We start from the raw sequence: 22,994 nt of genomic DNA on the forward strand, positions 1-22,994 counted from the left end.
CACATCACCTCCGCTGCGGGGCCCGAGCGCTCGGGCCGGTGTTTTCCGCAATCATGTCCATAACCAGGGACTTCACTAGGTTCGCCGCTTCGCCGATCATCGCGCGTACCGGCTCGCTCAGCTCGAACAGCGCCTCCTCGACCGTCGCCGGCTCGCAGCAGACCACCCTGACCTGGGCGGGCAGGCGGCCGAGCGTCCTGGCCAGGCGCAGCACCCGGACGGGGTCCATGCCGTGCGTCTCCACCGGCGCGCCGCCGCCCTCGCCGTCGTCCGGGAGGTCGGGCTCAAGCACGGTGAGCGTGCCTGGGGCGTGGCCGCGCGCCGCCGCGTCCACGAAGATCACGGCCGCGTAGTCGCGTTGCAGGGCGTAGGCCAGGTCCATGCCGCGGATGCCGAAATCGACGACGTCCACGCCCGGGAGGCCGGGCTGCCCGGCCAGGTGGCGGACCACCTCCACGCCGAAGCCGTCGTCCCCGAGGAAGACGTTGCCGATGCCGGCGACCAGGATCCTGCCGGGCGGGCGAGCGCCGGGCTCGCCCAGCGGCTCGATCTCCTCGACGGAGTAGAAGAAGCGGTGGCCGGGCAGGCGGGCCTCGCCCAGGTCGCGGCCGGGGTCCTCGTCCAGGGTGACGGCGACGTGCAGGGCGCCCTCGTCGTCCTGCTCGACGCTCTCGACGATCGCCACGCGGCCGTCGAGCACGAGGTCGAAGATGTCGCCCCTGCCCGTCGGGCGCGGTCCCCTCGGGTGCTCTCCCGCCGGATGCGGGGCCGGCTCGAACGGCTCGAACGGGTCGGCCGGGTGCGGGGCTGCCGGGGGGCCGGTTTTGGGGCGCAGGCGGACCCGGCTGCCCGGGCCGACCAGCACTCCGGCCACCAGCACCTCGCCGGGGCCGCGGTCGGCCATCCGTGTCCAGAATCCGCTCATGGGTGTGCTCCCGTCCTGCGCATGAGGCCGTGCAGCCGCATCAGCTCCTCCGGTGTGAGCGCCGTGCAGCGGTCGAGGATCTCGCGGCCCCGGGGGTCGCCGGCGCGGATCTCCTGCTGCTCCTGGTCGCTGAGGGCGAGCACGCTCAGCGTGAGGAGCTGGTCGATCTCGGTGGCGTCGAACAGGTCGCCGGGGCTCTCCGGGGAGATCCGCGGGTGGTCGTAGAGGATGATCGGCGAGGCGAGCACGGTGTGCCGGTCGCCGTCCGGGCCGGCCAGCACCGGCCAGGAACCGACGTTGTGGCAGGCCCCGGTGTGGACGCGCAGCTCCGGCGGCGGGTCCATGAGCGAGACGAACCTGGCGTGCGGCGCGTGCAGCACGGTGTGCGCGGAGACCAGCGTGCGCTGCAGGGCCTCGTCGCGGGTGCCGCCGTCCCAGGGCGTGGTGTTGACCACCTCGGCGGTGAGCCTGAACAGGCCGGGGCCCAACTGCTGCGCGCCCGCCTCGATCCGGCCGCACAGCGCCTGCCAGGAGTGCGTCTCCTCCCCCGCCCGTTCGGCCGGGTCGTCCCGCCCGGCCGGAATGTCGATCTCCGTGCCTGCGGGGGCCCGCAGCAGGTCTTCCAGGACGAGTCCCGGCAGCTCCACCTCGCGCTCCCGCGCCTCCTGCTCGGGCGTGCCGCCGCAGGCGCGGGTGACCACCTGCAGGAAGCGCACGCGTACGTCCACGGTGTCGTGCGGTTCGGCCTCGACGAGACATTCGGTACGCATCAGCCACGGGTTCCCGTCGTGGGCCCGCCCGTACGCCTCGGGGTGCACGCCGCCGATCGTCCATCGGTGCCGGTTCTTCAGCGCCGAGGCCCGGTACGGCCACAGCAGGTAGCCCTCGTACAGCACGGCCTGCGCGATCTGCCTGACCTGGTCCATGGGTCGTCAGCCTCCGCTCGTCTCCAGCAGGGACCGCACCGCGTCGTCCCAGCCGAGCAGCGTGTGCCGGACCCGGTGCGCGTACAGGCGGTCGAACGTGTCGCGTTCCAGGCGGATCCAGGCGGTACGCGGGAAGTGGCGCTCCATCAGGTCCTGCCACACGGTCACCGGCATGCGGAAGTCCGCCTCGGTGTCCCACGGCAGGTGGGCCGCCTGCAGCCGGTCCCCGTCCAGGTAGAAGACGGTGCCGGTGAACAGGAAGCGCAGCGGCACCTCGCCGTCGGGCAGGTTGTGCAGGTATTTGGCCGCGGCCACGTCGAAGTCATAAGTGCAGGGGACGATGATCGGCGCCACGGTGCTGCCGGTGAAGGCGGGGACGTGGGTGACCGTCTGCGTCCACAGCAGGCTGGACAGGTTGCGGCTCCAGCTCTCCGGCTCGCCGAACAGCTCCTTGAGCCGACGCTGGGCGTCCTCGTCGTAGGCGCGGGCGGGCGCTTCGATGCGGAGCTGCGTGGACAGCGTGAGCGCGCGGATCCGCGCTCCCGGGGTGGCCTCGATGCTCAGCGGGAAGCTCAGGGCCGGCGCGGCGGCGGGCTCGGTCGCCGCCACCCCGCGGACTTCGATCCTCAGCTCGGGTGATGTCGGTGGCATCGCGATCAGGCGGGCGACAGGTTGGGCATGTCAGGGTCGATCGGGTCGTGTTTGCGGGGGTTGATTCCGGTCGAACGCTCGGCCGTGGAGCGGCCGTCCGGCAGGTGCCCGGGCTGCTCGGCGTAGTTGCCGTCGGCGTTGCCCTCCTTGACGCCTTTGACGTGCGCGGACGCGTCGGGGCGGACGTCACGGTGGCCCGTCCTGATCGGCTGTTTCCTGGTCACGCTGGGCTCCTGTCGTTGCCGGCGGCCGGTACGGTGACGCACCGGGCGTCGAGGTCGGTGAAGAATCGGCTGATGTGCTCGCGGACGTCCGGGCCGCCCGTCAGGCCCCGCCAGTGGGCCCGGATCGTGCCGGCGAGCGCGTAGCAGTCGTCCACGGGGACGATCCAGGCGCCCCGGTCGCGGTCGAGCAGCAGGGCCTCCACGTCCGGGAGCAACCCCGCGATCTCCGGGTGGGCGCTCCGCAGCAGGTCCCAGGCCGACCGGTCGACGGTGGCCCGCACCGGTCCGGCGGGACTCGGGTAGAACTGGACGATCTCTCCGGAGGTCGCGTCGTGCACCAGGAACACCATGCGTACCGGGGTGCGCAACCGGGCCCAGGTGGGATCGTCCACTGTGAACCCGCTCAGCCGCAGGCGGCGGTCGGGCAGCAGGCGGTAGTGGCCCGCGCCGGTCGCCGCGTGGTCGAAGAGCACCTGGCAGGCGCGGCAGGCGCAGCGCGGCTCGCGGGCGGGCAGCTCCAGCAGGTGGCGGTGGTCGGCGGGCAGCGGCTCGCCGCACAGCTCGCACCGCGGCCGGCGGGCCTCCTCCCGCTCGCGCGCCTGGGCCTGCTCCCGCTCGCGGGCCTGGGCGGCGAGCAGGCGCAACCGGCCGCTCACGGGGCCGACGCCCGCGGGCCGGGGCGCGCGGCCGGGCTCGGGAGCACCGTCTGGCCGGGGCCCGCGGTCGCGCCGCGGCGCACGGTGAGGCTTTCGATCGGGATCAGGGTGGGCTCCTTGGCCTCGATCTGGATCTCGACGTGCTCGATCTCCGGGGCCGCGTTCCGGACCGCCTCGCGCAGCGCCGACTCGGCCGGGGCGGAGCCGCAGCCGGTCGGGCGCAGCCGCAGGCGCACCCAGTCCTCCTCGACGACGAGCACCTCGGCGGAGGTGCCGGCCAGCGCCGACTCCACCCGGGCGCGGGTGTCCAGCGGGTGCAGGTCGTGCAGCAGGAGCAGGGACGAGACCAGCTCGTCGGCGGCCAGCCGGGCCGCCTGCTCCTCCCCCACGGCCGCCATCACCCGCGCCAGGCCGTCGCCGTACAGGTCGAGCAGCTCCTTGACGAGCTCGCTCGCCGCCGGACCCGCCTGTTCGAGCATGGACTCGATCCTGCTGATGCGCTCGTTCATTCGCCCGTCCCCTCAGCCGGAGACGCCCGCGCCGAACGTGGGCGAGTGCACCTGCTTGAGCTCCTTGCCGTCGCCCAGGTACATGTGGACGCCGCAGGGCAGGCAGGGGTCGAAGCTGCGCACCGTACGCATGATGTCGATGCCCTTGAACGAGTCCGGGCCGTTCTCCTCGAAGATCGGCAGGCCCTGCACCGCGTCCTCGTACGGCCCCGGCACGCCGTGCACGTCGCGCGGGCTGGCGTTCCACGGGGTCGGCGGGTACGGATGGTAGTTGGCGATCTTGCCGTCCCTGATCACCATGTGGTGCGACAGCACCCCGCGTACCGCCTCGTGGAAGCCGCAGCCGATCGCGTCGTCCGGCACCTCGAAGTCGGTGAACACCTGCGTGCGCCCGGCCCTGATCTCGGCCATGGCCTGCTCGACGAAGTAGACCGCCATCGCGGCCGCGTACGCGACGAAGTAGGCGCGGGCGCGGTTGCGCTCGATGGTGTTGGACCAGCGCGGAACGTTCCACGTCAACTGCATCTCGGGGAAGGTCGCGCTCTTGGGCAGGTTGATCTCCACGCCGTCGCCGGTCGCCCGCACCGTACCGGTGTCGACGACGCCGGCCAGCGCCGTGGCCCACAGCCGGGCCAGCGGGCCGCCGCCGGTGTCGAGGGCCAGGTGGTCGCCGGAGCGGGAGTCGTACCAGCGGGGGCTCATGACCCAGCTGTAGTTGCCGTGCTCCAGGTCGCGCTTCTGTGGTTTGGGGAGCGTCGTCTGGTTCCACGGGTGGCGCTGGTCGACCGGGTTGCCGAGCGGGTCGTGGGTGACGAAGGTCTCCTCGGACTGCCAGTCGTCGTAGTAGGAGCTGCCCAACAGGATCCTGATGCCGAGGTTGATGTCCACCAGTTTCGTGGTCAGCAGCTCGCCGTCCAGGACGATGCCGGGCGTGACGAACATCCGCCGGCCCCACTCGTTCATGTTCCGGTAGTCGTAGTCGACGGCCGCCGGGTCCTGGAAGGCGCCCCAGCAGCCGAGCATCACCCGCCGCCGGCCGACCTCCTCGTAGCCGGGCAGCGCCTCGTAGAAGAAGTCGAAGAGGTCGTCGTTCATCGGGACGGCCTTCTTGACGAAGTCGAGCACCCTCAGCAGGCGCGCCAGGTAGTCGGTGAACACCTGGGGCGTCGCCACGGTGCCCACGCCGCCCGGGTAGAGCGTCGAGGGATGCACGTGTCTGCCCTCCATCAGGCAGCACATCTCCCTGGTGACCCTGCTCACCTGGAGCGCCTCGCGGTAGACCGCGCCGCTGAACGGGTTGAACGCGCGCATGATGTCGGCGATCGTGCGGTAGCCGTGGATCGCGGCGTGGGGTGCCTCGGCCGTCTCCGCCCGCCGCAGCAGGTTCGGGTTGGTCTCTTTGACCATCTGCTCGCAGTAGTCGACGAAGACCAGGTTGTCCTGGAAGAGGGTGTGGTCGAACATGTACTCGGCGGCCTCGCCGAGGTTGATGATCCATTCGGCCAGCGGCGGCGGTTTGACGCCGTAGGCCATGTTCTGGGCGTAGATCGAGCAGGTCGCGTGGTTGTCGCCGCAGATGCCGCAGATGCGGCTGGTGATGAAGTGCGCGTCACGCGGGTCCTTGCCCTTCATGAACACGCTGTAGCCGCGGAACAGCGACGAGGTGCTCCTGCACTCGACCACCTCGCGGTTCTTGAAGTCGATCTTGGTGTAGATGCCGAGGTTCCCGATGATCCTGGTGATCGGATCCCAGGACATCTCCACCAGCTCGCGCGTGGTCTCCGCCTTCTGGCGCCGTCCCGTGGTACGCGTTGCCACCTTGCCGCTCTCCCTAGTTTCCCCAGCGCGGGTCGTACCCGCTGGTCAGTCTGCGGCGGTTGTGGCGCCACTTCGGCTCCTTGTTGGCCGCGTTGTTGGTGATCGCGCGCAGGCGCCGGATCAGCGAGCCGTACGCGCCGCTGAGCGCGACGGACACCGACGCACCGGGGGGTTCGTCCATGAACGGCATGAACTTGTCGGGGAAGCCGGGCATCGTGCAGGCGATGCAGATGCCGCCCACGTTGGGACAGCCGCCGACGCCGTCCATCCAGCCGCGCTTGGTGACGTTGCAGTTGGCCACCGGTCCCCAGCAGCCGACGCGCACCAGGCACTTGGGCGAGTTGTAGTCGCGGGCGAAGTCGCCCTGCTCGTAGTAGCCGGCCCGGTCGCAGCCCTCGTGCACGGTCTTGCCGAACAGCCAGGTCGGCCGCAGCATCTCGTCCAGCGGGATGGTCGGGGCCAGGCCCGCCGCCTGGTAGAGCAGCCAGGTCAGCGTCTCCATGAAGTTGTCCGGCTGCACCGGGCAGCCGGGCACGTTGACGATGGGCAGGCCGCCGGCGGAGCGGAAATCCTTGCCCAGATAGTCGGCCAGGCCCATGCAGCCGGTCGGGTTGCCGGCCATCGCGTGGATGCCGCCGTAGGTCGCGCAGGTGCCGATCGCGACGACGGCCCACGCCTTGGGCGCGAGCCGGTCGATCCATCTGTTGACGGTGATGGGCTCGCCGGTGATCGGGTCGTTGCCCATGGAGGTCCAGTAGCCCTCGCCGTTGATCCGCTCGTTCGGGATCGAGCCCTCGACCACGAGGATGTACGGCCCGAGCTCGTCCCGGTCGGCCTGGTGGAAGGCGGCCATGAAGGCGTCGCCCACCTCGGTGGCCAGGACCTTGTTGTGCAGGTGCACCTTGGGCAGCCCTGGCACCAGCCCGAGCAGGACGTCCTCGATGCTCGGCAGCGTGGCCGCGGTGACCGACACGGTGTCGCCATCGCAGCTCATGCCCTCCGATGTCCACAGGATGTGGATTTCATCCAGGGCAGTCTGAGTTCGCGTGGTTGTCATGGCCCAAGCCCCCTTCTTGGCCCGCTGTAGAGGTTTGAGACCGGCGCCTTTCGGTAGCCGTTCTGCATCTCTACGTAGCGGACATACCGCGCTGACGAAGGTTGCAAACCATGACGCAGACGCTCCCAACCCATCCCGCCCACCAGGATGAACAGCGAAAACGCCCACCCACTCGGCCTCGCCGGTCCCTGCCGAAGGCCGCCACGCGGGGTGCGATCGGCTCCATGGCGATGTCCGGTCTGCGGCAGTTCACCACGGCGTTGGGAGTAGTGCGGAAGGTGCCGCCGGAGGCTCTGCTCGAACGTACCGCTCCTGAGGTCCTCCGCGAGCTGCCCGTCGAGCGCCGACCGGCGGCGGTCGAGCTGGTCCACTGGGGGGTCGGGGCGGTCGGCGGGGCGGTGTTCGGGCTGCTGCCGGGGGCGGTGCGCGGCCGCGCCTGGGCCGGGCCGGTCTACGGAGTGGCGTTCTGGGCCTTCTTCCAGACGGTCGTCGCCCCGGCACTCGGCCTGCCGCACCGCCACCACACCGTGTCGGAACGCCTGGCGCTGCTGGCCGACCACATCCTGTACGGGGTCGTGGTCGGCGCCTCACCGTGGCCACACCAGGACCAGCCTGACTGATCGCTGTTCCGGCTCGCCGTGGCCGATCAGCGTCGAGGCGCACCCGCGGGCGCGTCACGTTCGGGTGGGCTGGTCGCCGTACAGGTCACGGGCGGCGGCGACGGCCACCTGGCCGAGGCTGATGCCGCCGTCGTTGGGTGGCACCCGGGTGTGGGTGAGCACCCGGAAACCGGCCTCGCCGAGCAGATCGACCGTGCGCCGTGCCAGCAGCAGGTTCTGGAAGACGCCGCCGGACAGCGCCACCGCGGAAAGGCCCGTCTCCTCGCGCAACCGGCGGCAGCAGCCCACGATGAGGTCGCTCACGCCGTTGTGGAAGCGGGCGGAGATGATGGCGGGGCCGGTGCCCGCCCGCAGGTCCGCCGCGGCAGCCCGCACCAGGTCCGCGCCGGCCACCACGAAGGGGCCCGCTCCGTCCGACACGGCCGCCGGGTAGGAGCCCCGCTCGGCGGGGTCGGCGAGCTGCTCCAGCTCGATCGCGGCCTGCCCCTCGTAGGCGACCGTGTCCCGCACGCCGACCAGCGCCGCCACGGCGTCGAACAGGCGGCCGGCACTCGACGTCAGCGGCGCGTCGGCGCTGCGCGCCAGTGAGGTCACGCCGGCCCACCAGCGCTCGTTGCGCCGGGCCACGGCCAGCGCGTCGCCCTCCCCGTCCAGGTAGGCGGCGGCCATCCGCCACGGCTGGCGGATCGCCGCCTCGCCGCCCGGCATCGGCACCGGGGCCAGGTGCCCGGCCCGCTCGAACGAGGCCAGGTCGGCCAGCAGGAACTCGCCGCCCCACAGCGTGCCGTCGAGGCCGTAGCCGAGCCCGTCGAACGCGACGCCGATCACCCGGCCGGACTCGCCGTTGTCGGCCAGGCAGGAGGCGATGTGCGCGTGGTGGTGCTGCACCCCGACCGGCGCCACGTCCGGCAGCAGCTCCATGGCGTACTTGGTGGCGGGGTATTCCGGGTGCAGGTCGTGCGCGACGACCTCGGGCCGCACGCCGAACAGGGTCTGGAGGCGGGCGATGCCCTCGGTGTACGCGCGCAGGGTGGCATAGTCGGCCAGGTCCCCGAGGTGCGGGGAGACGATCGCACGCCGCCCCTTGGCCAGGCAGAACGTGCTCTTCTGCGCGGCTCCGCAGCCGAGGATCTGCCGGGGCGCCCGGCCGGGCAGCATGATCGGGCGCGGGGCGTGGCCGCGCGAGCGCCGCAGCGGCATCGCCTGCCCCCGGAAGGAGCACACCACCGAGTCGTCGGCGGGCTGGTGGATGGGGCGGTCGTAGGTGAGGAACGCGTCCGCGATGCCGGCCAGGCGTTCGAACGCGTCGCGGTCGTCGTACGCGATGGGCTCGTCGGCGGTGTTGGCGCTGGTCAGCACGATCGGCGCGGCGACCTCGGCGAGCAGCAGGTGGTGCAGCGCCGTGTACGGCAGCATCACCCCGAGCCGCCGGTTGCCCGGCGCGACCGCGTCGGCCACATGCGCGTCCGCGCGCCGGGGCAGCAGCACGATAGGCCGGGCCCGGTCGGTGAGCAGGTCGGCGGCCACCGGGTCCACCTCGCACAGCCGCCGGGCCTCGTCCAGGTCTGCCACCATGACCGCGAACGGCTTGTCCGTCCGCCGCTTGCGCCGCCGCAGTGTGGCGGCGGCGGTCTGGTCGGTGGCCGGCACCGCCAGGTGGTAGCCGCCGACGCCCTTGACCGCCAGCACCCCGCCCGCGCGCAGCACCTCGGCGGCACCGGCCAGGACCTCGGCGGTGCCCGCCAGCACCCCCGCGATGCCCGCCAGGGCCCCGGCGGCGCCTGCCGGTGGCTCGCCCGGCGCGCCGACCAGGCTGAGGCGGGGGCCGCACGCCGGGCAGCAGATGGGCTGGGCGTGGAAGCGCCGATCCGCCGGATCGTGGTATTCGGCCCGGCAGTCGGCGCACATCGCGAAGCCCGCCATCGTGGTCAGCGGCCGGTCGTACGGCAGCCCGCGCACGATCGTCAGCCGAGGCCCGCAGTTGACGCAGTTGACGAAGGGGTAACGGTAGCGCCGGTCGGCCGGGTCGGCCAGCTCGGCCAGGCAGTCGGCGCAGGTGGCGATGTCGGGCGACACCAGTGCGCGGGACAGGCCCGAGGGGTCGCTCTCGACGATCAGGAACCCGCCCTCCGGCCGCGCCGCCCGTACGCCGGAGGTGACGGTCACGCGGTCGATGGCGGCCAGCGGCGGCGCGTCGCGTTCCAGCCGCAGCAGGAACTCCTCGATCTCCCGCCGGCCGCCCTCCAGCTCGACGAAGACGCCGCGGGCGTCATTGCCCACCAGCCCCGCCAACCCCAGCCCGGTCGCGAGCCCGTGCACGAACGGCCGGAAGCCCACCCCCTGCACGACGCCTTCGACCCTGACCCGCACCCCCATCGAGCCAGTGTGCAACGAAAGGCGCGGAAATCCCGGCTGGCACACCGGTACCACATGACAAGCACCATGACTGGCAGTCACCAGGGCATCCCGAGACCCCTCGGATGCCGCCGACAGGGCGTTTACCGACACACCCCAAGGATTCTTTACCGAGCCCACAACCCCTACGGATCCGGGGTTTCCGCACGTTACCCACCGCAGCCGCATTTGACCTACTTGCCACCTTTAAGTATCGATATATACCTTTTGGCAAGCGCGGCCGATGCTTTGACAAGCGTTCGTCGTAGTGTTGCCAGTTCGTTGACCAGGCCTAATCCGCACTCGGTGCGGGGCCGGGGACCCATCTTCGGGGGTGAATCGCCCGCCGGCTCAGACCGGCGGGCGTAGGGCACTTCCAGGCCCGAACCCGTCAGCTAACCCGGTAGGCGCGTGGAAGCAAGGAGTCACCGCCCTCATGCTGAACCCAAGCAAACGCTTCAGCCTCGCCATCGCCGGCGTTCTCCTGGCCGGCACGACCGCCGCCGCGGCCGGCACCGCGCTCGCGTCCGTCACCGACAACGACGAGCCGCTGGTGCCCGCGGCCCAGGCGCAGCCAGGGCAGCTCACCTACGGCCAGGACATCTCCAACCACCAGCCGCTGTACAACTGGACCACGAGCTCCGCCCAGTTCGGCATCATCAAGGCCACCGAGGGCCTCGACTTCCGCGACGCCTCCTTCGCCCGGCACTGGCAGGAGCTGGGCAAGAAGGGCATCGTCCGCGGGGCGTACCACTACGGTCACCCGCGCAACAACCCGATCGCCGAGGCGAACTTCTTCCTGGCCACGGTGAACGCCCAGCCCGCCAAGCGCGGCGACCTGCTGGTCCTGGACCTGGAGACCACCGACGGCAAGACCGTCTCCGAGGTCAACGACTGGGCCAGGACCTGGCTGTCGTACGTGAAGGACAAGACCGGCGTCGCCCCGATGTTCTACAGCAGTTGGCGCTTCGCCGACACCTACGGCCACGGCCTGTCGGAGTACCCGCTGTGGGTCGCCCACTACGGCAAGCAGAGGGGGACGGTCACCCCGCCCGCCGACTGGAAGTCCTGGACCATCCACCAGTACTCCGAGTCGCCCATCGACCAGGATGTCTCGACGCTGACTCCCAGCCAGCTGCGCGGCCTGGGCCGCCAGACGGCCTGACCGCCGACCGCTCAGTCCGGCGCCTGGTAGCGCTCCTCCAGGGTGGCGTGCTCGTCCAGGCCGATGAGCTTGTTGAAGTCGTCGAAGCCGAGCATGTTCGCGCATGGAGCGGGTGTCACCCTGGGCGGCGAGCGCTGGACCGCGCGGCGTACGTTGAGCGGTCTACACCCCCTGAACCGCCGCGCACCCCTGGGCTCCTTGTGGAGTCCGGGGGTGGGGCCGCGTATCGACTGGCCGGCGGCGTGCTCCCATGCACGCCCGAACTAGCCGCTTTCATGGTGGTGACGGGCCCGATCGCCCCCGCGATCACCAGGTACCGCCACCGTTGCGCCATCGCCCGTAGTCGCCCGTGATGAGCAGGTCCGCCGTCAGTGATGTCCGGAGCGGCGTCAAGGTCGCGTACGTCCTGGCGTCGCTCCGCCAAGGTGTCATGGTCATCGCCGTGACGTCAGGTCCACCCGCGGATCAGCGGCGGCGCCGCCGGCGGCGGGCGCTTCTGCTGTAGGCGCCCCTGTCCCTCGGGTTCGGGTAGGGACCTGTGACGACGATCGCAGCCGCCAGATAGTGCTGGACAGACATGACGTCCTCCTTGGTGTGAGTGCCGGGCGGGTGTGTTTTTCCCGGCACTCACACGTCCAACTGATCGAATACCCCCAAACTTCCCATTGAGTCGATTTATGGGATATTTATCCCGTAGGTTTTACCACTTCTGGACCGAGCCATGCCGTACCCGAACGGCCGAGACCGATAGTTGCCCCATCATGGGGGTACGCGTGGCAGCGGTGAGGCGCTCTACCGCATCGCCGGCTCCTGCACCAACGCCCTCACGCCGATGAGCCCCTACTTCCTGTTGGTGCTCGGCTTCGTCCAGCGCTACCGCAGGTCCGCCGGCATCGGCACGCTGATCGCCCTCACCCTGCCCCCTCAGCCTGGTGATGCCGGTGGCCTGGACGCTGTTCTTCCTGGCGTGGCGGGCCCTCGGCATTCCCCTCGGACCGGGCGCTCCCGTCCGGTGACCACCCCGTAGATCAGGGAACCTTCTGTGCCATCGGCTCCCGCGTGGACCGGCGTGGAGCTGCGCGAGGCGGGTGCCGGGGTGGGCGGGGGCGCGGTGGCGGGATGAAAGGATCGAAAGCCTTGGTACGACTGAAAGGCACTTGAGATGGCTCCGAACATCGCTACCGCACGCCGCGTCGAACTGCCCGAACTGCTCGACTTCCTTCGTCCCAGGCACCACGGGCTGCTGTCGACCACCCGCGCGGACGGCCGGCCGCAGCTCTCGCCCGTCGCCTGCGGGGTCGACGACGGCGGCCGCATCGTGGTCTCCACCTATCCCGACCGCGTCAAGGCGATCAACGCCCGGCGCGACGAGCGGGCCTCGATCTGCGTGCTGTCCGACGACTGGAACGGCCCGTACGTGCAGGTCGACGGGCGCGCCGAGGTGCTCGACATGCCCGAGGCCCTGGAGGCGCTGGTGGACTACTACCGGTGCATCGCGGGCGAGCACCCCGACTGGGACGACTACCGCGCCGCCATGGTCCGGCAGGACAAGTCGCTGATCCGGCTGCACATCGACCGCTGGGGCCCGATCGCCACCGGCGGCTTCCCGGCACGCCTGGCACAGTGACTCAGGGCCACGCGCGCAGGCCCTCGTGGCGGACCGTCCAGGATTCCGGGAAACCGGGTGCCCGCGGCGGGCCGCCGTCCCAGCCCTTGGCCATGAGCGCGACGGCCGCCAGCAGGCCGCCGTTGCCCGGCAGGTAGGCGGGCAGGGCGGCGGACGAGCGGCTGCGCGAGCTCGGCGCCAGGCCCGCGCCCTTCGTGCTGGTCTACCGGGAGGTGGCCGGCTGCGGCGCGCGCTTCGCCTTCGACGCCTGCGACCGGCGTGAGCCGCTCGCCGAGGTGATCCGCACCCACCTGGGCAGGGATTGAGCCATGGAGTCCGTGCTCACCTACGGCGCCCCCGCGCTGAAGTTCGCCCCCGGCGCCCCGGCCGGGGGACGCGGACGCCGTAACGGAGCTGCTCGGCTCGATCGAGAACTGGTGATCCGGCCCGAGCTGCGCGCGAGTGCTATTTCACATCTTTCCGCGTGCGCCAGCTTTGGATCACCCCCCCAAATCCGACAAATGACGAGAAGCCATATGACAGGTGATTTCCCTCCCACCGGTCGCGCGCGCCCGCCCCGGATCGACACTTCGATGCCGCACACCGCACGCATGTGGAATTACTGGCTCGGCGGCAAGGATTATTACGACATCGACCGCGAAGTAGGTGACCATTTCAGTCAATCATTCCCGGATATTGTGCATATTGCCCGCCTGTCCAGGCATCTGCTGGCCCGCATCGTGCGTTATCTGGTCGACGAGGCGGGCGTGAGCCAGTTCCTCGACGTCGGCACCGGCCTGCCCACGGTGGACAACACCCACGAGGTAGCCCAGCGGGCCGACCCGTCCTGCCGGGTGGTGTACGTGGACAACGACCCCCTCGTGCTCGCCCACGCCCGCGCCCTGCTGGTCAGCACGCCGGAAGGAGCCACCGACTACGTCGAGGCCGACCTGCGCGACCCTGGCGCGATCATCGCCGCCGCGGCCAGGACCCTGGACCTCACCCGGCCCGTGGGGCTCATGCTGATGGGGGTCGTGGGGTTCCTGTCCGACGACGAGGGGGCACACGCGATCGTGGCACGGCTGATGGACGCCCTGCCACCCGGCAGCCACCTGGCCCTGTGGGACGGCGTCAACGTGGTCACCGGTGAGGCCCTCGACCAGGCCCAGGAGGCCTACAACCGGGGGCCGGGGGCGCCGTACAACCTGCGGACCCGAGAGGAGTTCACCGCGTTCTTCGACGGGCTGCGACTGGCCCCGCCGGGCGTGGTGTCCCTCCCGCTGTGGCGCCCCGACCCCGACCCCCTCTCCCCGCTCGCGGAGGTGGACGCGCTGTGCGGCGTCGCCCGCAAGCCCTGAGCCCGCAAGCCCTGAGCCCACAAGCCCTGAGCCCACACGCCCAGAGCCCACACGCCCAGAGCCCACACGCCCAGAGCCCGCGGGCTTCGACCCCCTACAGCGCCGCCATTGCCTGGCGCAGGATCTCCCCGGTCGCCGCCGGGGGCGGCGCCTGCACGATGAGTTCGTTCATCAGTTGCTGGTAGGGGCTGACCTCGGAGGGCTTGGTGAGGTACTGCGCACTGGCGAAGTGTTCGAGATAGACCACGTCGTCCAGGTCCGCCTGGGCGAACCGCAGGATGGTGACCGGCCCGACGCCACCGATCGCGCCCTCGGCGCTGAACGGCATCACCTGCAGCGTGATGTGCGGCGACTCCGCCAGTTCACCGAGATGGCGGAGCTGATCACGCATGATCGCCCCGCCGCCGACCCGGCGGCGCAGCGCGGCCTCGTCCAGCACCGCCCAGAGCTTGCGCGACGTGGAGGCGGCCAGGATCCGCTGGCGGCGCATGCGCACCTCGACGCGGCGCTCGATGAGCTCCGCGGACTCGTGCCTGAGCCCCTGGGCGATGAGCGCGCGGGCGTAGTCCTCGGTCTGCAGCAACCCCGGGACGAACTGGATCTCATGGGTACGGATCAGCGCCGCGTCCTGCTCCAGCCCGAGATACGGCTCGGACCAGTCGGGGATCGCGTCGCGGTAGTCCTGCCACCAGCCGGGCGCGTTGGCCTGCTCGGTCAGGGCCAGCAAGGCGGAGCGCTCGGCGCCGTCGGCCATGTCGTAGAGAGTGAGCAGGTCGGCCACGTCGCGGAGCTTGAAGCTGCAGCGCCCGCATTCCATCCGGCTGATCTTGGAATGTGATGCTCGGATGGTGTATCCAGCTTTTTCCCGGCTGATCCCCCGGGATTCCCTCAGCCGCCGCAGGTGCGCCCCCACCAGTATGCGTAGCGCCGTCGGTCCCGGCTGCCGTAAGTCACCACCTAGGATTTCGGTCAGATCGCCCATATCACGCGTAATCGACATTGACCCCCCTCAACCGCACATACCACCGACCGGCCCGCAGCCATCCCGCCCCGCCGCTCAACACAAACACCATATTTCGCAACGAGCGGTGAACGCACCGCCATTGCCTCGATACGGAGTATGACGTTTCAGAATCGGAAGATGTTTCTACGCCCCCGGCGGCGAATTCCGGCTGTTCGAGCGGCGAATTCCGGCCCTTCGGCGTCCGTGCCGCGAAAAGGGGGCCGGAGCGCGCCCCCTGCGGCTCCGGCCCCCAGACCTCTCAATCCCTGGCGCCGATCACCCCTTGATCTCGACGCGGCGGGAGCGGCCCTGCTCGGTCTTGGGCACGCGGATGGTCAGTATGCCGTCCCGCAGCTCGCCGTCGATGTGCTCGACATCGGCGTCGTTCGGCAGGATGGTCCGGTAGACGAACCTGCCGGTGCGCCGCCGGAGGGCCTTGCCCTCCTTGTCGTGCTCGTCGACCTCGCCGTGCACGCTCAACTGGTTGCCGTCGATGTCGACGTGGATGTCGTCCCGCCTGAGCCCGGGCAGCTCGGCCCGTACGACGTAGGCGTCCGGCGTCTCCTCGGTCTCGGCCAGCGGCCGCCAGGCGGTGACGGCGCTCTCCCCGCCCTGCTCGAACAGCCGGCCCAGTTGGTCCCACAGCTCCTGGAACTCGGTGAAGGGATCCAGGGAGCGGCCCATCCAGTGGCCGCCGGGCCGTTGCTCCGGCACCCGATTACGCCTGATGGGCAAAGCCATCACCACTCACCTCCATGACACGAGGACGTGGTCCCCCTCGATGCCCCTTTACCCCTGGCCGCGGCCACAAACGCGAGCGGCCTACCACCCCTGGACCAGGCGCATCCCGTCCGGCAGGCCCGTGACGGTGGCGGTGCCGTCGTGGGCGACGCTCACCTCCACCTCGTCGCCCGCCACCCGCAGGCCGCCCACGGTCAGCGCGCCCAGGGGTGCCCCGGCCGGCGGCCGCAGGATGGCCTCCCCCGCCGGCACGTCCGGGTGGAGCCCGAGCGCCGCGTGGACGATGGCGATCGCGGCGGCGGCCGACCACGCCTGGGGGCGGCAGGCCGCGGGGTAGGCCACCGGGCGGCCCACGCGGTGGCGGGCGTCGCCCCCGTACAGCTCGGGGAGCCGGTAGCCGAACGACTCGGCGGCGGCGAGCAGTCCTTCGGCGAGCGTGGCCGCCTGCGTGTCGAAGCCCTCGCGGGCGAGCCCGGCCAGGACGATGGCCGTGTCGTGCGGCCAGATGGAGCCGCAGTGGTAGGACAGCGGGCTGAAGCCCGCCTCGCGGGCCGACATCGTACGCAGCCCGAAGCCCTCCGCCATGCTCGGCGCGGCCAGCAGGCCGGCGACCTCGGCGGACTCTTCCGGCGTCAGCAGCCCGGTGCCGAGCAGGTGGCCGACGTTGCTGGTGAGGACGTCCACCGGGCGCTTGTCCCGGTCGAGCGCGAGCGCGGGGAACCGGCCCTCGGCGCCCTCCACCCAGAAGGCCGCGCGGAACCGGCCGGCCAGGGTGGCCGCGTACTCGCGCCAGCGGTCGGCGCCCGGGCGGCCGAAGGCGTCCAGGAGCGCGGCCCCGTGCAGGGCGGCCTGATGGGCGTACCCCTGCACCTCGGCCAGCGCGATCGGCGGCGCCGCCAGGCTGCCGTCGTGGAAGCGGATCGAGTCGCCGGAGTCCTTCCAGCCCTGGTTGGCCAGACCCTGGCCGGTGGCGTCGATGTACTCCAGGAATCCGTCCCGGTCGGGGTCGGCGTGGTCGGCGAGCCAGCCCAGCGCGGCCTCCAGGTTGGGCAGCAGCGGCTCGACCTCGTGCTCGGGCAGGCCCCAGCGCCAGGCGTCGTGCAGCAGGCTGATCCACAGGGGCGTCGCGTCGATGGTGCCGTAGTAGGCGGCCGGCAGCCGGTTCCCCCTGCTCAGGACGGTGGCGTGCCGGCGCAGCTCGTGCATGATCTTGCCGGGCGCCTCGCCGGAGCGTGGGTCGAGGCGCTCGCCCTGGCGCCGGGCCAGGACCCGCAGGGTGCCCGCGGCCAGCCCGGTGCCCAGCGGGAGGAGCATCCTGGCGGCCCAGATGCTGTCCCGGCCGAACAACGTGAGGAACCAGGGCACGCCCGCGCCGAGGAAGGTGTCGTCCGGCGCGTCCGGAGTGGCCAGGCGGAGCGAGCGCAGGTCGGCCAGCGCCTGGTCCAGCAGCCGGGTGAGGCGCCGGTCGGCTGCGGTCACGCGCGGCAGGCTCCATTCGGGCGCCCCCGTGGCGGGCACGACGACGGCGCCGTCCGGGTCCTGGACGGTGAGCCCCCAGGACAGGGTCGTCCGGCCGCGCGGGGGCAGGTCGATCTTCCAGGTCAGACGGGGTTCGTCGCCCGGGCGCACCTCGGCCCCATGGCCCGTGACGATCACGTGGGCGCCCGCCGACCGCCAGGTCAGCCGCCCCCGCCCGGCCGGCGCCGCGGGGGCGGGGAACCCGGTGACGCGGCCGGTCTTGACCGTGTCGATGGCGGCGAAGTCGCAGGCCAGCTCCACCGTCACGGTCGCGCTCACCGGCACCGAGGCGGTGGAGCTGATCTCCACGTGCTCGCTCATCCCGTACGGCGTGAGCTCCCGCACCCGGTCCAGCCGGACCGTGGGGTCGGGCCCGGGATCGCCGAGCCACCGGGCCAGGGACACGAACCTGGCGCGGCCCGCTCCGTCCGGGGCGTGCCCGACGGCCTCCGGTTCGACGTCGTCCACGAGGAGCCGGGCCTGGGACAGCACGCGGCGGTCCGCGTGGAAGAGCCCCTGCACCCCGGCCGGTCGCAACTGGCCGTCGGCACCGCTCAGCGCTCCGGTCGGCGCCATGACCGTGCTGACCAGGTCGTGCAGCAACGGTTGAAGCACTACGACTCCCCCTTGACACAACCAGGTCCGGAGTGCAAATTTCGAACCACCCCGGCAATTTGAACGATCAAATCATGCCTTATCAGACTTTGAACGTTCAACCCTCAGGAAGGCGCTCCATTGGCGGACAAGGTGACGATCACCGATGTGGCCCGCGCCGCGGGCGTGTCCCGCCAGACGGTGTCGAACACGCTCAACAGCCCCGAGGTCGTCCGCGAGGAGACCCGCCGCCACGTCCTGGACGTGATCGCGCGGCTCGGCTATCGCGCCAACCAGGCCGCCCGCCAGATGCGCACCGGCCGCTCCCGCCTGATCGCCATCCGCATCGACCCCGGCGGTGACGGCATCAACGGCTCGGTGCTCGACCGGTTCCTGCACGGCCTGACCGAGTCCGCGGCGCGCGCGGGCTATCGGATCCTGCTCTACACCGCCCACGACGACCGCTCCGAGATCGCGACCTTCGAGGACCTGATCGCCTCGTACGAGCCGGACGCCTTCGTACTGACCGCCACGCACCACGACGACCTGCGCACCTCCTGGCTGCTGGAGCGCCGGGTGCCGTTCGTCGCGTTCGGCCGGCCGTGGAGCGATCTGCGTGATCACGTCGCCCGCCATCCGTGGGTGGACGTGGACGGGGCCGCGGGCACCGAGGCGGCCACCCGCCGCCTGCTGGCGGCCGGTCACCGGCGTGTCGGCTTCATCGGCTGGCCGCCCGGCTCGGGGGTGGGCGACGACCGGCGGGCCGGCTGGGAGCGTACGCTCGCCGAGCACGGCCTGCGGCCCGACGGCCTGCACCGGGCGGGCGAGGACGGCGTTGCCACCGGCGAGAGCGCGGCCCTCGACCTGCTCGACGCCGGAGCGACCGCGCTGGTGTGCGCGAGCGACTCGCTCGCCCTGGGGGCGCTCAACGTGGCCGGCCCCGGCGTCGCCGTCACCGGCTTCGACGACACGCCGGTGGCCGGGGCGGTCGGCCTGACCAGCGTGCACCAGCCGCTCGGGGATGCCGCGGCCGCCTGCGTCGCGCTGCTCACGCGCGCCCTGGACAGCGCCGCCCCGCCGGCCACCCACGTGCTGCTCCCGCCCTCCCTGACCGTCAGGCGGTCGGCGTGAACTCCAGCCCTCCTTGAACTCCCGTCCCCAACGCGAGAACAGGATCCTCCCGATGACCCCGACCATCCGCCGAGCCACGGCTCTCACCGGCATCGCCTGCGTATCGACGCTGCTGGCGACGGCCTGCGGCAGCGGCTTCGACGACAACCCCGGCCAGCCGGCCCAGCAGACCAGCGGCCCCGTCACGCTGCAGATCCTCATCGGCTCCTCCGGCGAGGCGGAGACCGCCGCCGTCAAGCAGGCCGCCCAGACCTGGTCCACCACGGCCGGGGCAGGCGCCACGGTGACCCCCGCCCAGGACCTGACGCAGCAGCTCGGCCAGGCGTTCGCCGGCGACACCCCGCCGGACGTCTTCTACGTGGACGCCGTGCGCTTCGCCGACTACGCCAGCCTCGGCGCGCTCGAACCGTACGCCGGCAAGATCAGCCGGCCGGACGACTTCTACCCCACCCTGCGCGCGGCCTTCACCTACAACGGCACGTTCTACTGCGCGCCCAAGGACTTCTCCACCCTGGCCCTGATCATCAACCAGGACCTGTGGGCCAAAGCCGGGCTCGGCGACTCCGACGTGCCGACGACCTGGGAGCAGCTCACCTCGGTCAGCGAGAAGCTCAAGGCGGCCGGGGTCACCCCGCTGGCGCTCGGCGACACGCGCGACCGCATCGGCGCGTTCATGGTCCAGGCCGGCGGCTGGATCACCAGCACCGACGGCAAGCAGGCCACCGCCGACAGCCCGCAGAACCTCGCGGCGCTCGACTACGTACGCAAGCTGCTGGCCGGCAAGCTGGCCCAGTCCCCGAGCCAGCTCGACGCGGGCTGGAGCGGTGAGGCGTTCGGCGCGGGCAAGGTCGCCATGACCATCGAGGGCAACTGGATCAAGGGCGCGCTCCAGGCCGACTATCCCGATGTCAAGTACGCCGCGTACGAGCTGCCCGCCGGACCCGAGGGCAAGGGCACCCTGTCGTTCACCACCTGCTGGGGCATCGCGGCCAAGAGCCGCCACAAGGAGCAGGCCATCTCGTTCGTCGAGGCGATGACCAAGGCCGACCAGCAGATGGCCTTCGCCAGGGCGTTCGGCGTCATGCCCTCGCGGCAGTCCGCCAAGGGCACCTACATCGGCGAGTTCCCCGCCGACGCGCCCTTCGTCAACAGCGCCGACTACGCCCAGGGCCCGGTCAACGCGCCCAAGATGGACAGCGTGCTGGCCGACTTCGACACCGGCCTGCAGCAGCTGACCTCCACCGCACCCAAGACGCTGCTGGAGCGCGTACAGAAGAACACGCAAGCAGCGCTCGGCACGTCATGATCTGGCGCCGACCCCGGGAGCGGCCCACAGAGCGGCCCCAAAAACGGCACGGTGCGGCGGCGCGGGAGACCGTCGCGGGCTGGCTGTTCGTGGCGCCCGTCGTGGTCATTCTGAGCCTGTTCATGCTGGCGCCGATCCTCATGGCGATGTGGGTGAGCCTGACCGACTGGAACGGGCAGGGCAGCCCGTTCCGCGCCGGCGTGCCCTTCGTGGGCCTGGACAACTACACGCGCCTGTTCGCCGAGGAAGGGCTCGCCCGGCAGAACTTCATGACCAGCGTGCGCAACAACATCTACTACGTGGCCATCGTGGTGCCCACCCAGACCGCCCTGGCCCTCGGGCTGGCGCTGATCGTCAACGGGCGGCTGCTGCGGGGCAGGACGTTCTTCCGCGCCGCGTTCTTCTTCCCCTCGGTCACCAGCTCGGTCGCGATCAGCGTGGTGTTCCTGTTCGTGTTCGCCAACTCGGGGGCCGTGAACGGGCTGCTCGACCTGTTCGGCCTGGACGGCCCCCAGTGGTTCGCCGACTCGCGCGGCACCCTGCACCTGCTGCTGGGCGGGCTCGGGGTGGTCGATCCCGAGGCGCCGCCGGCGGCGCTAACCAGCGACGGGCCGTTCGGGCTGTCGTGGTGGGAGTGGCTGTCGGGGCCGAGCGTGGCCATGACGACCATCATCGTGCTGGTCGTCTGGACGACCTCGGGGACGTTCATGCTCATGTTCCTGGCGGCGCTGCAGGACATCCCGTTGACCCTGGAGGAGGCCGCCCGGCTGGACGGGGCGGGCCGCCGCCAGGTCTTCAGGCACGTGACGTTGCCGCAGCTCAAGCCCACCATGTTCCTGGTGCTCACGCTCGGCATGATCGCGACCTGGCAGGTCTTCGACCAGGTGTACGTGATGAGTCAGGGCAATCCCGCCAAGACCACGCTCACCCCGGCCTTCCTGTCGTACCAGACCGCCTTCGACGGCTTCGAGTACGGCTCCGGCACCGCGATCTCGTTCGTGCTCTTCGCGATCATCGTGGTGCTGACGCTGGTCCAGCGGTGGGTCATGCGCGATCGGAGGGCCTGACATGCCGGACAGGGCGCGTTCGCTGGCCTCTACCTTCGCCGGCTACTTCGTACTGGTCTTCTTCGCGCTGGTCTTCCTCTACCCGTTCGTCATCCAGATCGCCATCTCCTTCAAGACCGAGCCCGACGCGGCGGCCAACCCGCTGTCACCCATCCCCGACCCGCCGTCCCTCGGCGGCTACGAGCGCGTCTTCAGCACTGACCTGCCGCTGTGGCTGGGCAACTCGCTGCTGGTGACCGTGGCCCTCACCACCGGGCGGGTGCTGCTGGACTCCATGGCCGGTTACGCGCTGGCCCGGCTGCGCTTCCGGGGGCGGCGGGCGCTCTTCGCGACGATCGTGGCGACCATCGCGGTGCCGGGGGTGGTGCTGTTCATCCCGAAGTTCCTGGTGCTGAACCAGCTCGGCATCTACGACAGCTACACGGCGCTGATCCTGCCGGTGATCGTGGACGCCACCGGGGTGTTCATCATGAAGCAGTTCTTCGAGTCCGTCCCGGTCACCGTCGAGGAGGCCGCCCGCATCGACGGGGCCGGCGTGTTCCGCACGTTCTGGTCCGTGGTGCTGCCGATGGCCCGGCCCGCGCTGCTGACGCTCACGATCATCTCCGTCCAGGGCACGTGGAACGAGTTCGCGCACACCCTGGTGGCGGTGCGGGACCCGGCGCTGTTCACGCTGCCGCGCGGGCTGGCCGACCTGGTGTCGGGGTCGCTGGGCAAGGGCACGCAGTATCCGCTCAAGCTCGGGGCGGCGGTGCTGGCCACCGTGCCGGTGGCGATCGTCTTCGTGGTGTTCCAGCGCTACTTCGTCCGGGGGGCCAACGAGGGCGCCGACAAGGGCTGATCGTTCGCGCCCGCGGTCAGCCGCCCAGGTCGCGGGCGATGTTGTCCAGGCAGTGTGCCAGCGCGTCCAGGGTCTCGTCGGTCACGGGGCCCGCGGGCACGTAGGGCGCGATGTCGTCGCGGCTGGCGATGATCAGCCCCTTGTGCGCGTCGTCCACCTCGGTGGCGGGCACGACGACGCAGTCGCCGCGGACGAAGACCAGCGTGGCGTCGGAGTGCGACGACTGCAGCAGCTCGCGGACGCATTCTCGGTCGATGAGTGACATCGCGGCTCCTCGTCTCGCGGGCCGTGCTCCCCCGGCGAAGCACTCTCAGCAGCCCGCTTACCCCGCCGACGCGACCGAAACCCGGACGTGGCGGGGCAGGTGATCGACTCCTGGCGCGGCGACGGATAGTAGTTGTCCCATCGCCATACGTGCCATCGACCCGATGGGAGAGACCCGTGCCCGAACCGCTCCGCCGTACCGCCCTCGCCCTGGCCGTCGCCACGGCCGGCCTGGTCCTGCCCGCGACCGCCGCGCGCGCCGACCCGCCGCTGCCGTGCCCCCGCATCGAGGGGGTGTGCGTCTGGATGGGCAAGGCCGGGCGCGGCGAGCTGTGGATCCTGCACGAGGCCCGGCACGCCCTCCTCCCGCCCGTGCTCAGCGCGCAGAACCAGACCGGCTCCCCGTGGTGCTTCTTCGAGCAGCCGATCTACAAGGGCAGGACCCGCACAGTGGCCGCGGGGGAGACCGTGCACCGCCTCGGCTTCCACAGCGCCTCCGCCCGCCCGGGCGCCTGCGGCGTGGCCCTGTAGCCGCCATTTGCCGCCAGGGCCGTCGTTTCCACACGACGGCCCCAGCCTGATCATCAACGGCCCCGACCAGGACTTTTACGGAAGACGCG

General features: G+C 71.3%; 22 protein-coding genes, 1 pseudogene and 1 riboswitch. Of the genes and pseudogenes, 10 read left to right on the forward strand and 13 right to left on the reverse strand.

Translation table 11 applies throughout. The features are described from left to right. Positions 1–4 precede the first annotated feature (4 nt). Genes ABGB18_RS36515 through ABGB18_RS36550 form a run of 8 tightly spaced genes read right to left on the reverse strand, consistent with a single transcriptional unit; the run spans position 5 to position 6,703 of the window. Positions 5–925 carry a hydrogenase maturation protease gene (locus ABGB18_RS36515; protein WP_347700229.1) on the reverse strand — a complete coding sequence of 307 codons (921 nt, stop codon included), beginning with the start codon at positions 923–925 and terminating at the stop codon, positions 5–7. Next, complete coding sequence (locus tag ABGB18_RS36520; protein WP_347700230.1) at positions 922–1,851, reverse strand: hypothetical protein; 930 nt, start codon at positions 1,849–1,851, stop codon at positions 922–924. The genes ABGB18_RS36515 and ABGB18_RS36520 overlap by 4 nt, the downstream gene beginning before the upstream one ends. A gap of 6 nt (positions 1,852–1,857) precedes the next feature. Further along, on the reverse strand, positions 1,858–2,502 hold the full coding sequence (locus tag ABGB18_RS36525) for a DUF6084 family protein (RefSeq protein ID WP_347700231.1): 645 nt from the start codon (positions 2,500–2,502) through the stop codon (positions 1,858–1,860). A 5-nt stretch (positions 2,503–2,507) separates the two neighbouring features. Next, positions 2,508–2,726: a hypothetical protein gene (locus tag ABGB18_RS36530; protein WP_347700232.1), complete on the reverse strand. Its 219-nt coding sequence runs from the start codon at positions 2,724–2,726 to the stop codon at positions 2,508–2,510. Continuing rightward, entirely contained in the window at positions 2,723–3,382 is a 660-nt protein-coding gene (locus ABGB18_RS36535; RefSeq protein WP_347700233.1) for a DUF5947 family protein, read from the reverse strand. The genes ABGB18_RS36530 and ABGB18_RS36535 overlap by 4 nt, the downstream gene beginning before the upstream one ends. Then, positions 3,379–3,891 carry a hypothetical protein gene (locus tag ABGB18_RS36540; RefSeq protein WP_347700234.1) on the reverse strand — a complete coding sequence of 171 codons (513 nt, stop codon included), beginning with the start codon at positions 3,889–3,891 and terminating at the stop codon, positions 3,379–3,381. The genes ABGB18_RS36535 and ABGB18_RS36540 overlap by 4 nt, the downstream gene beginning before the upstream one ends. Before the next feature lie 12 nt (positions 3,892–3,903). Beyond that, positions 3,904–5,709 (reverse strand): nickel-dependent hydrogenase large subunit, encoded by a 1,806-nt coding sequence (locus ABGB18_RS36545; RefSeq protein ID WP_347700235.1) that lies wholly within the window; start codon positions 5,707–5,709, stop codon positions 3,904–3,906. Between the two features lie 13 nt (positions 5,710–5,722). Then, a complete protein-coding gene (locus tag ABGB18_RS36550; protein WP_347700236.1) occupies positions 5,723–6,703 on the reverse strand; it encodes a hydrogenase expression protein HypE in 981 nt (326 codons plus the stop codon). Between the two features lie 173 nt (positions 6,704–6,876). Between ABGB18_RS36550 and ABGB18_RS36555 the strand changes: the two genes are divergently transcribed. Next, entirely contained in the window at positions 6,877–7,386 is a 510-nt protein-coding gene (locus ABGB18_RS36555; RefSeq protein ID WP_347700237.1) for a DUF6789 family protein, read from the forward strand. Positions 7,387–7,440: 54 nt separating this feature from the next. On the opposite strand, the gene hypF is transcribed toward ABGB18_RS36555, so the two are convergent. Next, positions 7,441–9,762: a carbamoyltransferase HypF gene (gene hypF / locus ABGB18_RS36560; RefSeq protein WP_347700238.1), complete on the reverse strand. Its 2,322-nt coding sequence runs from the start codon at positions 9,760–9,762 to the stop codon at positions 7,441–7,443. A 297-nt stretch (positions 9,763–10,059) separates the two neighbouring features. Then, a riboswitch (cyclic di-AMP (ydaO/yuaA leader) is annotated at positions 10,060–10,207 on the forward strand. A 9-nt stretch (positions 10,208–10,216) separates the two neighbouring features. On the opposite strand from hypF, the gene ABGB18_RS36565 reads away from it, so the two are divergent. The 4 genes and pseudogenes from ABGB18_RS36565 to ABGB18_RS36580 all read left to right on the forward strand — a co-directional run bounded on the left by ABGB18_RS36565 (position 10,217) and on the right by ABGB18_RS36580 (position 13,909). Further along, a complete protein-coding gene (locus tag ABGB18_RS36565; protein ID WP_347700239.1) occupies positions 10,217–10,945 on the forward strand; it encodes a GH25 family lysozyme in 729 nt (242 codons plus the stop codon). 778 nt (positions 10,946–11,723) lie between these two features. Continuing rightward, a pseudogene (locus tag ABGB18_RS36570) lies at positions 11,724–11,961 on the forward strand (AbgT family transporter); the annotation flags it as partial. A 146-nt stretch (positions 11,962–12,107) separates the two neighbouring features. Continuing rightward, the gene (locus tag ABGB18_RS36575) at positions 12,108–12,572 is read left to right on the forward strand and encodes a PPOX class F420-dependent oxidoreductase (protein ID WP_347700240.1); all 465 of its coding nucleotides are present in this window, start codon (positions 12,108–12,110) and stop codon (positions 12,570–12,572) included. A gap of 515 nt (positions 12,573–13,087) precedes the next feature. Next, entirely contained in the window at positions 13,088–13,909 is an 822-nt protein-coding gene (locus tag ABGB18_RS36580; RefSeq protein ID WP_347700241.1) for an SAM-dependent methyltransferase, read from the forward strand. 94 nt (positions 13,910–14,003) lie between these two features. Here the strand turns inward: ABGB18_RS36580 and ABGB18_RS36585 are convergent, their stop codons facing one another. From ABGB18_RS36585 to ABGB18_RS36595, 3 genes are all read right to left on the reverse strand, one after another. Next, entirely contained in the window at positions 14,004–14,909 is a 906-nt protein-coding gene (locus ABGB18_RS36585; RefSeq protein ID WP_347700242.1) for a helix-turn-helix transcriptional regulator, read from the reverse strand. Between the two features lie 279 nt (positions 14,910–15,188). Further along, entirely contained in the window at positions 15,189–15,653 is a 465-nt protein-coding gene (locus ABGB18_RS36590; protein WP_347700243.1) for an Hsp20/alpha crystallin family protein, read from the reverse strand. 81 nt (positions 15,654–15,734) lie between these two features. Further along, a complete protein-coding gene (locus tag ABGB18_RS36595) occupies positions 15,735–17,786 on the reverse strand; it encodes a glycogen debranching N-terminal domain-containing protein (protein ID WP_347700244.1) in 2,052 nt (683 codons plus the stop codon). Positions 17,787–17,906: 120 nt separating this feature from the next. On the opposite strand from ABGB18_RS36595, the gene ABGB18_RS36600 reads away from it, so the two are divergent. From ABGB18_RS36600 to ABGB18_RS36615, 4 genes are read left to right on the forward strand one after another with little or no spacing between them, the layout of a single operon-like run. Further along, complete coding sequence (locus ABGB18_RS36600) at positions 17,907–18,896, forward strand: substrate-binding domain-containing protein (protein ID WP_347700245.1); 990 nt, start codon at positions 17,907–17,909, stop codon at positions 18,894–18,896. 52 nt (positions 18,897–18,948) lie between these two features. Beyond that, on the forward strand, positions 18,949–20,202 hold the full coding sequence (locus ABGB18_RS36605; RefSeq protein WP_347700246.1) for an extracellular solute-binding protein: 1,254 nt from the start codon (positions 18,949–18,951) through the stop codon (positions 20,200–20,202). Beyond that, the gene (locus ABGB18_RS36610; protein WP_347700247.1) at positions 20,199–21,269 is read left to right on the forward strand and encodes a sugar ABC transporter permease; all 1,071 of its coding nucleotides are present in this window, start codon (positions 20,199–20,201) and stop codon (positions 21,267–21,269) included. Before ABGB18_RS36605 ends, ABGB18_RS36610 begins: the two co-directional genes overlap by 4 nt. A 1-nt stretch (position 21,270) precedes the next feature. After that, the gene (locus tag ABGB18_RS36615; protein WP_347700248.1) at positions 21,271–22,110 is read left to right on the forward strand and encodes a carbohydrate ABC transporter permease; all 840 of its coding nucleotides are present in this window, start codon (positions 21,271–21,273) and stop codon (positions 22,108–22,110) included. A 16-nt stretch (positions 22,111–22,126) separates the two neighbouring features. Here the strand turns inward: ABGB18_RS36615 and ABGB18_RS36620 are convergent, their stop codons facing one another. Beyond that, positions 22,127–22,375, reverse strand: coding sequence for a hypothetical protein (locus ABGB18_RS36620; RefSeq protein WP_347700249.1), 249 nt, complete (start codon positions 22,373–22,375; stop codon positions 22,127–22,129). 176 nt (positions 22,376–22,551) lie between these two features. Here ABGB18_RS36620 and ABGB18_RS36625 point away from each other — a divergent pair, with 176 nt between their 5' ends. Then, positions 22,552–22,905, forward strand: a complete 354-nt coding sequence (locus tag ABGB18_RS36625) for a peptidase inhibitor family I36 protein (RefSeq protein ID WP_347700250.1) — start codon at positions 22,552–22,554, stop codon at positions 22,903–22,905. Positions 22,906–22,994: the final 89 nt, after the last annotated feature.

This window comes from Nonomuraea sp. B12E4 (assembly GCF_039871825.1).
Lineage (GTDB): Bacteria > Actinomycetota > Actinomycetes > Streptosporangiales > Streptosporangiaceae > Nonomuraea.

Coding starts and splice junctions, on each gene's coding strand:
- ABGB18_RS36620 (WP_347700249.1), bottom strand. CDS start 22,375: ATGTCACTCATCGACCGAGAATGCGTCCGCGAGCTGCTGCAGTCGTCG.
- ABGB18_RS36585 (WP_347700242.1), bottom strand. CDS start 14,909: ATGTCGATTACGCGTGATATGGGCGATCTGACCGAAATCCTAGGTGGT.
- ABGB18_RS36610 (WP_347700247.1), top strand. CDS start 20,199: ATGATCTGGCGCCGACCCCGGGAGCGGCCCACAGAGCGGCCCCAAAAA.
- ABGB18_RS36605 (WP_347700246.1), top strand. CDS start 18,949: ATGACCCCGACCATCCGCCGAGCCACGGCTCTCACCGGCATCGCCTGC.
- ABGB18_RS36520 (WP_347700230.1), bottom strand. CDS start 1,851: ATGGACCAGGTCAGGCAGATCGCGCAGGCCGTGCTGTACGAGGGCTAC.
- ABGB18_RS36615 (WP_347700248.1), top strand. CDS start 21,271: ATGCCGGACAGGGCGCGTTCGCTGGCCTCTACCTTCGCCGGCTACTTC.
- ABGB18_RS36540 (WP_347700234.1), bottom strand. CDS start 3,891: ATGAACGAGCGCATCAGCAGGATCGAGTCCATGCTCGAACAGGCGGGT.
- ABGB18_RS36575 (WP_347700240.1), top strand. CDS start 12,108: ATGGCTCCGAACATCGCTACCGCACGCCGCGTCGAACTGCCCGAACTG.
- ABGB18_RS36565 (WP_347700239.1), top strand. CDS start 10,217: ATGCTGAACCCAAGCAAACGCTTCAGCCTCGCCATCGCCGGCGTTCTC.
- ABGB18_RS36525 (WP_347700231.1), bottom strand. CDS start 2,502: ATGCCACCGACATCACCCGAGCTGAGGATCGAAGTCCGCGGGGTGGCG.
- ABGB18_RS36590 (WP_347700243.1), bottom strand. CDS start 15,653: ATGGCTTTGCCCATCAGGCGTAATCGGGTGCCGGAGCAACGGCCCGGC.
- ABGB18_RS36515 (WP_347700229.1), bottom strand. CDS start 925: ATGAGCGGATTCTGGACACGGATGGCCGACCGCGGCCCCGGCGAGGTG.
- ABGB18_RS36580 (WP_347700241.1), top strand. CDS start 13,088: ATGACAGGTGATTTCCCTCCCACCGGTCGCGCGCGCCCGCCCCGGATC.
- hypF (WP_347700238.1), bottom strand. CDS start 9,762: ATGGGGGTGCGGGTCAGGGTCGAAGGCGTCGTGCAGGGGGTGGGCTTC.
- ABGB18_RS36550 (WP_347700236.1), bottom strand. CDS start 6,703: ATGAGCTGCGATGGCGACACCGTGTCGGTCACCGCGGCCACGCTGCCG.
- ABGB18_RS36555 (WP_347700237.1), top strand. CDS start 6,877: ATGACGCAGACGCTCCCAACCCATCCCGCCCACCAGGATGAACAGCGA.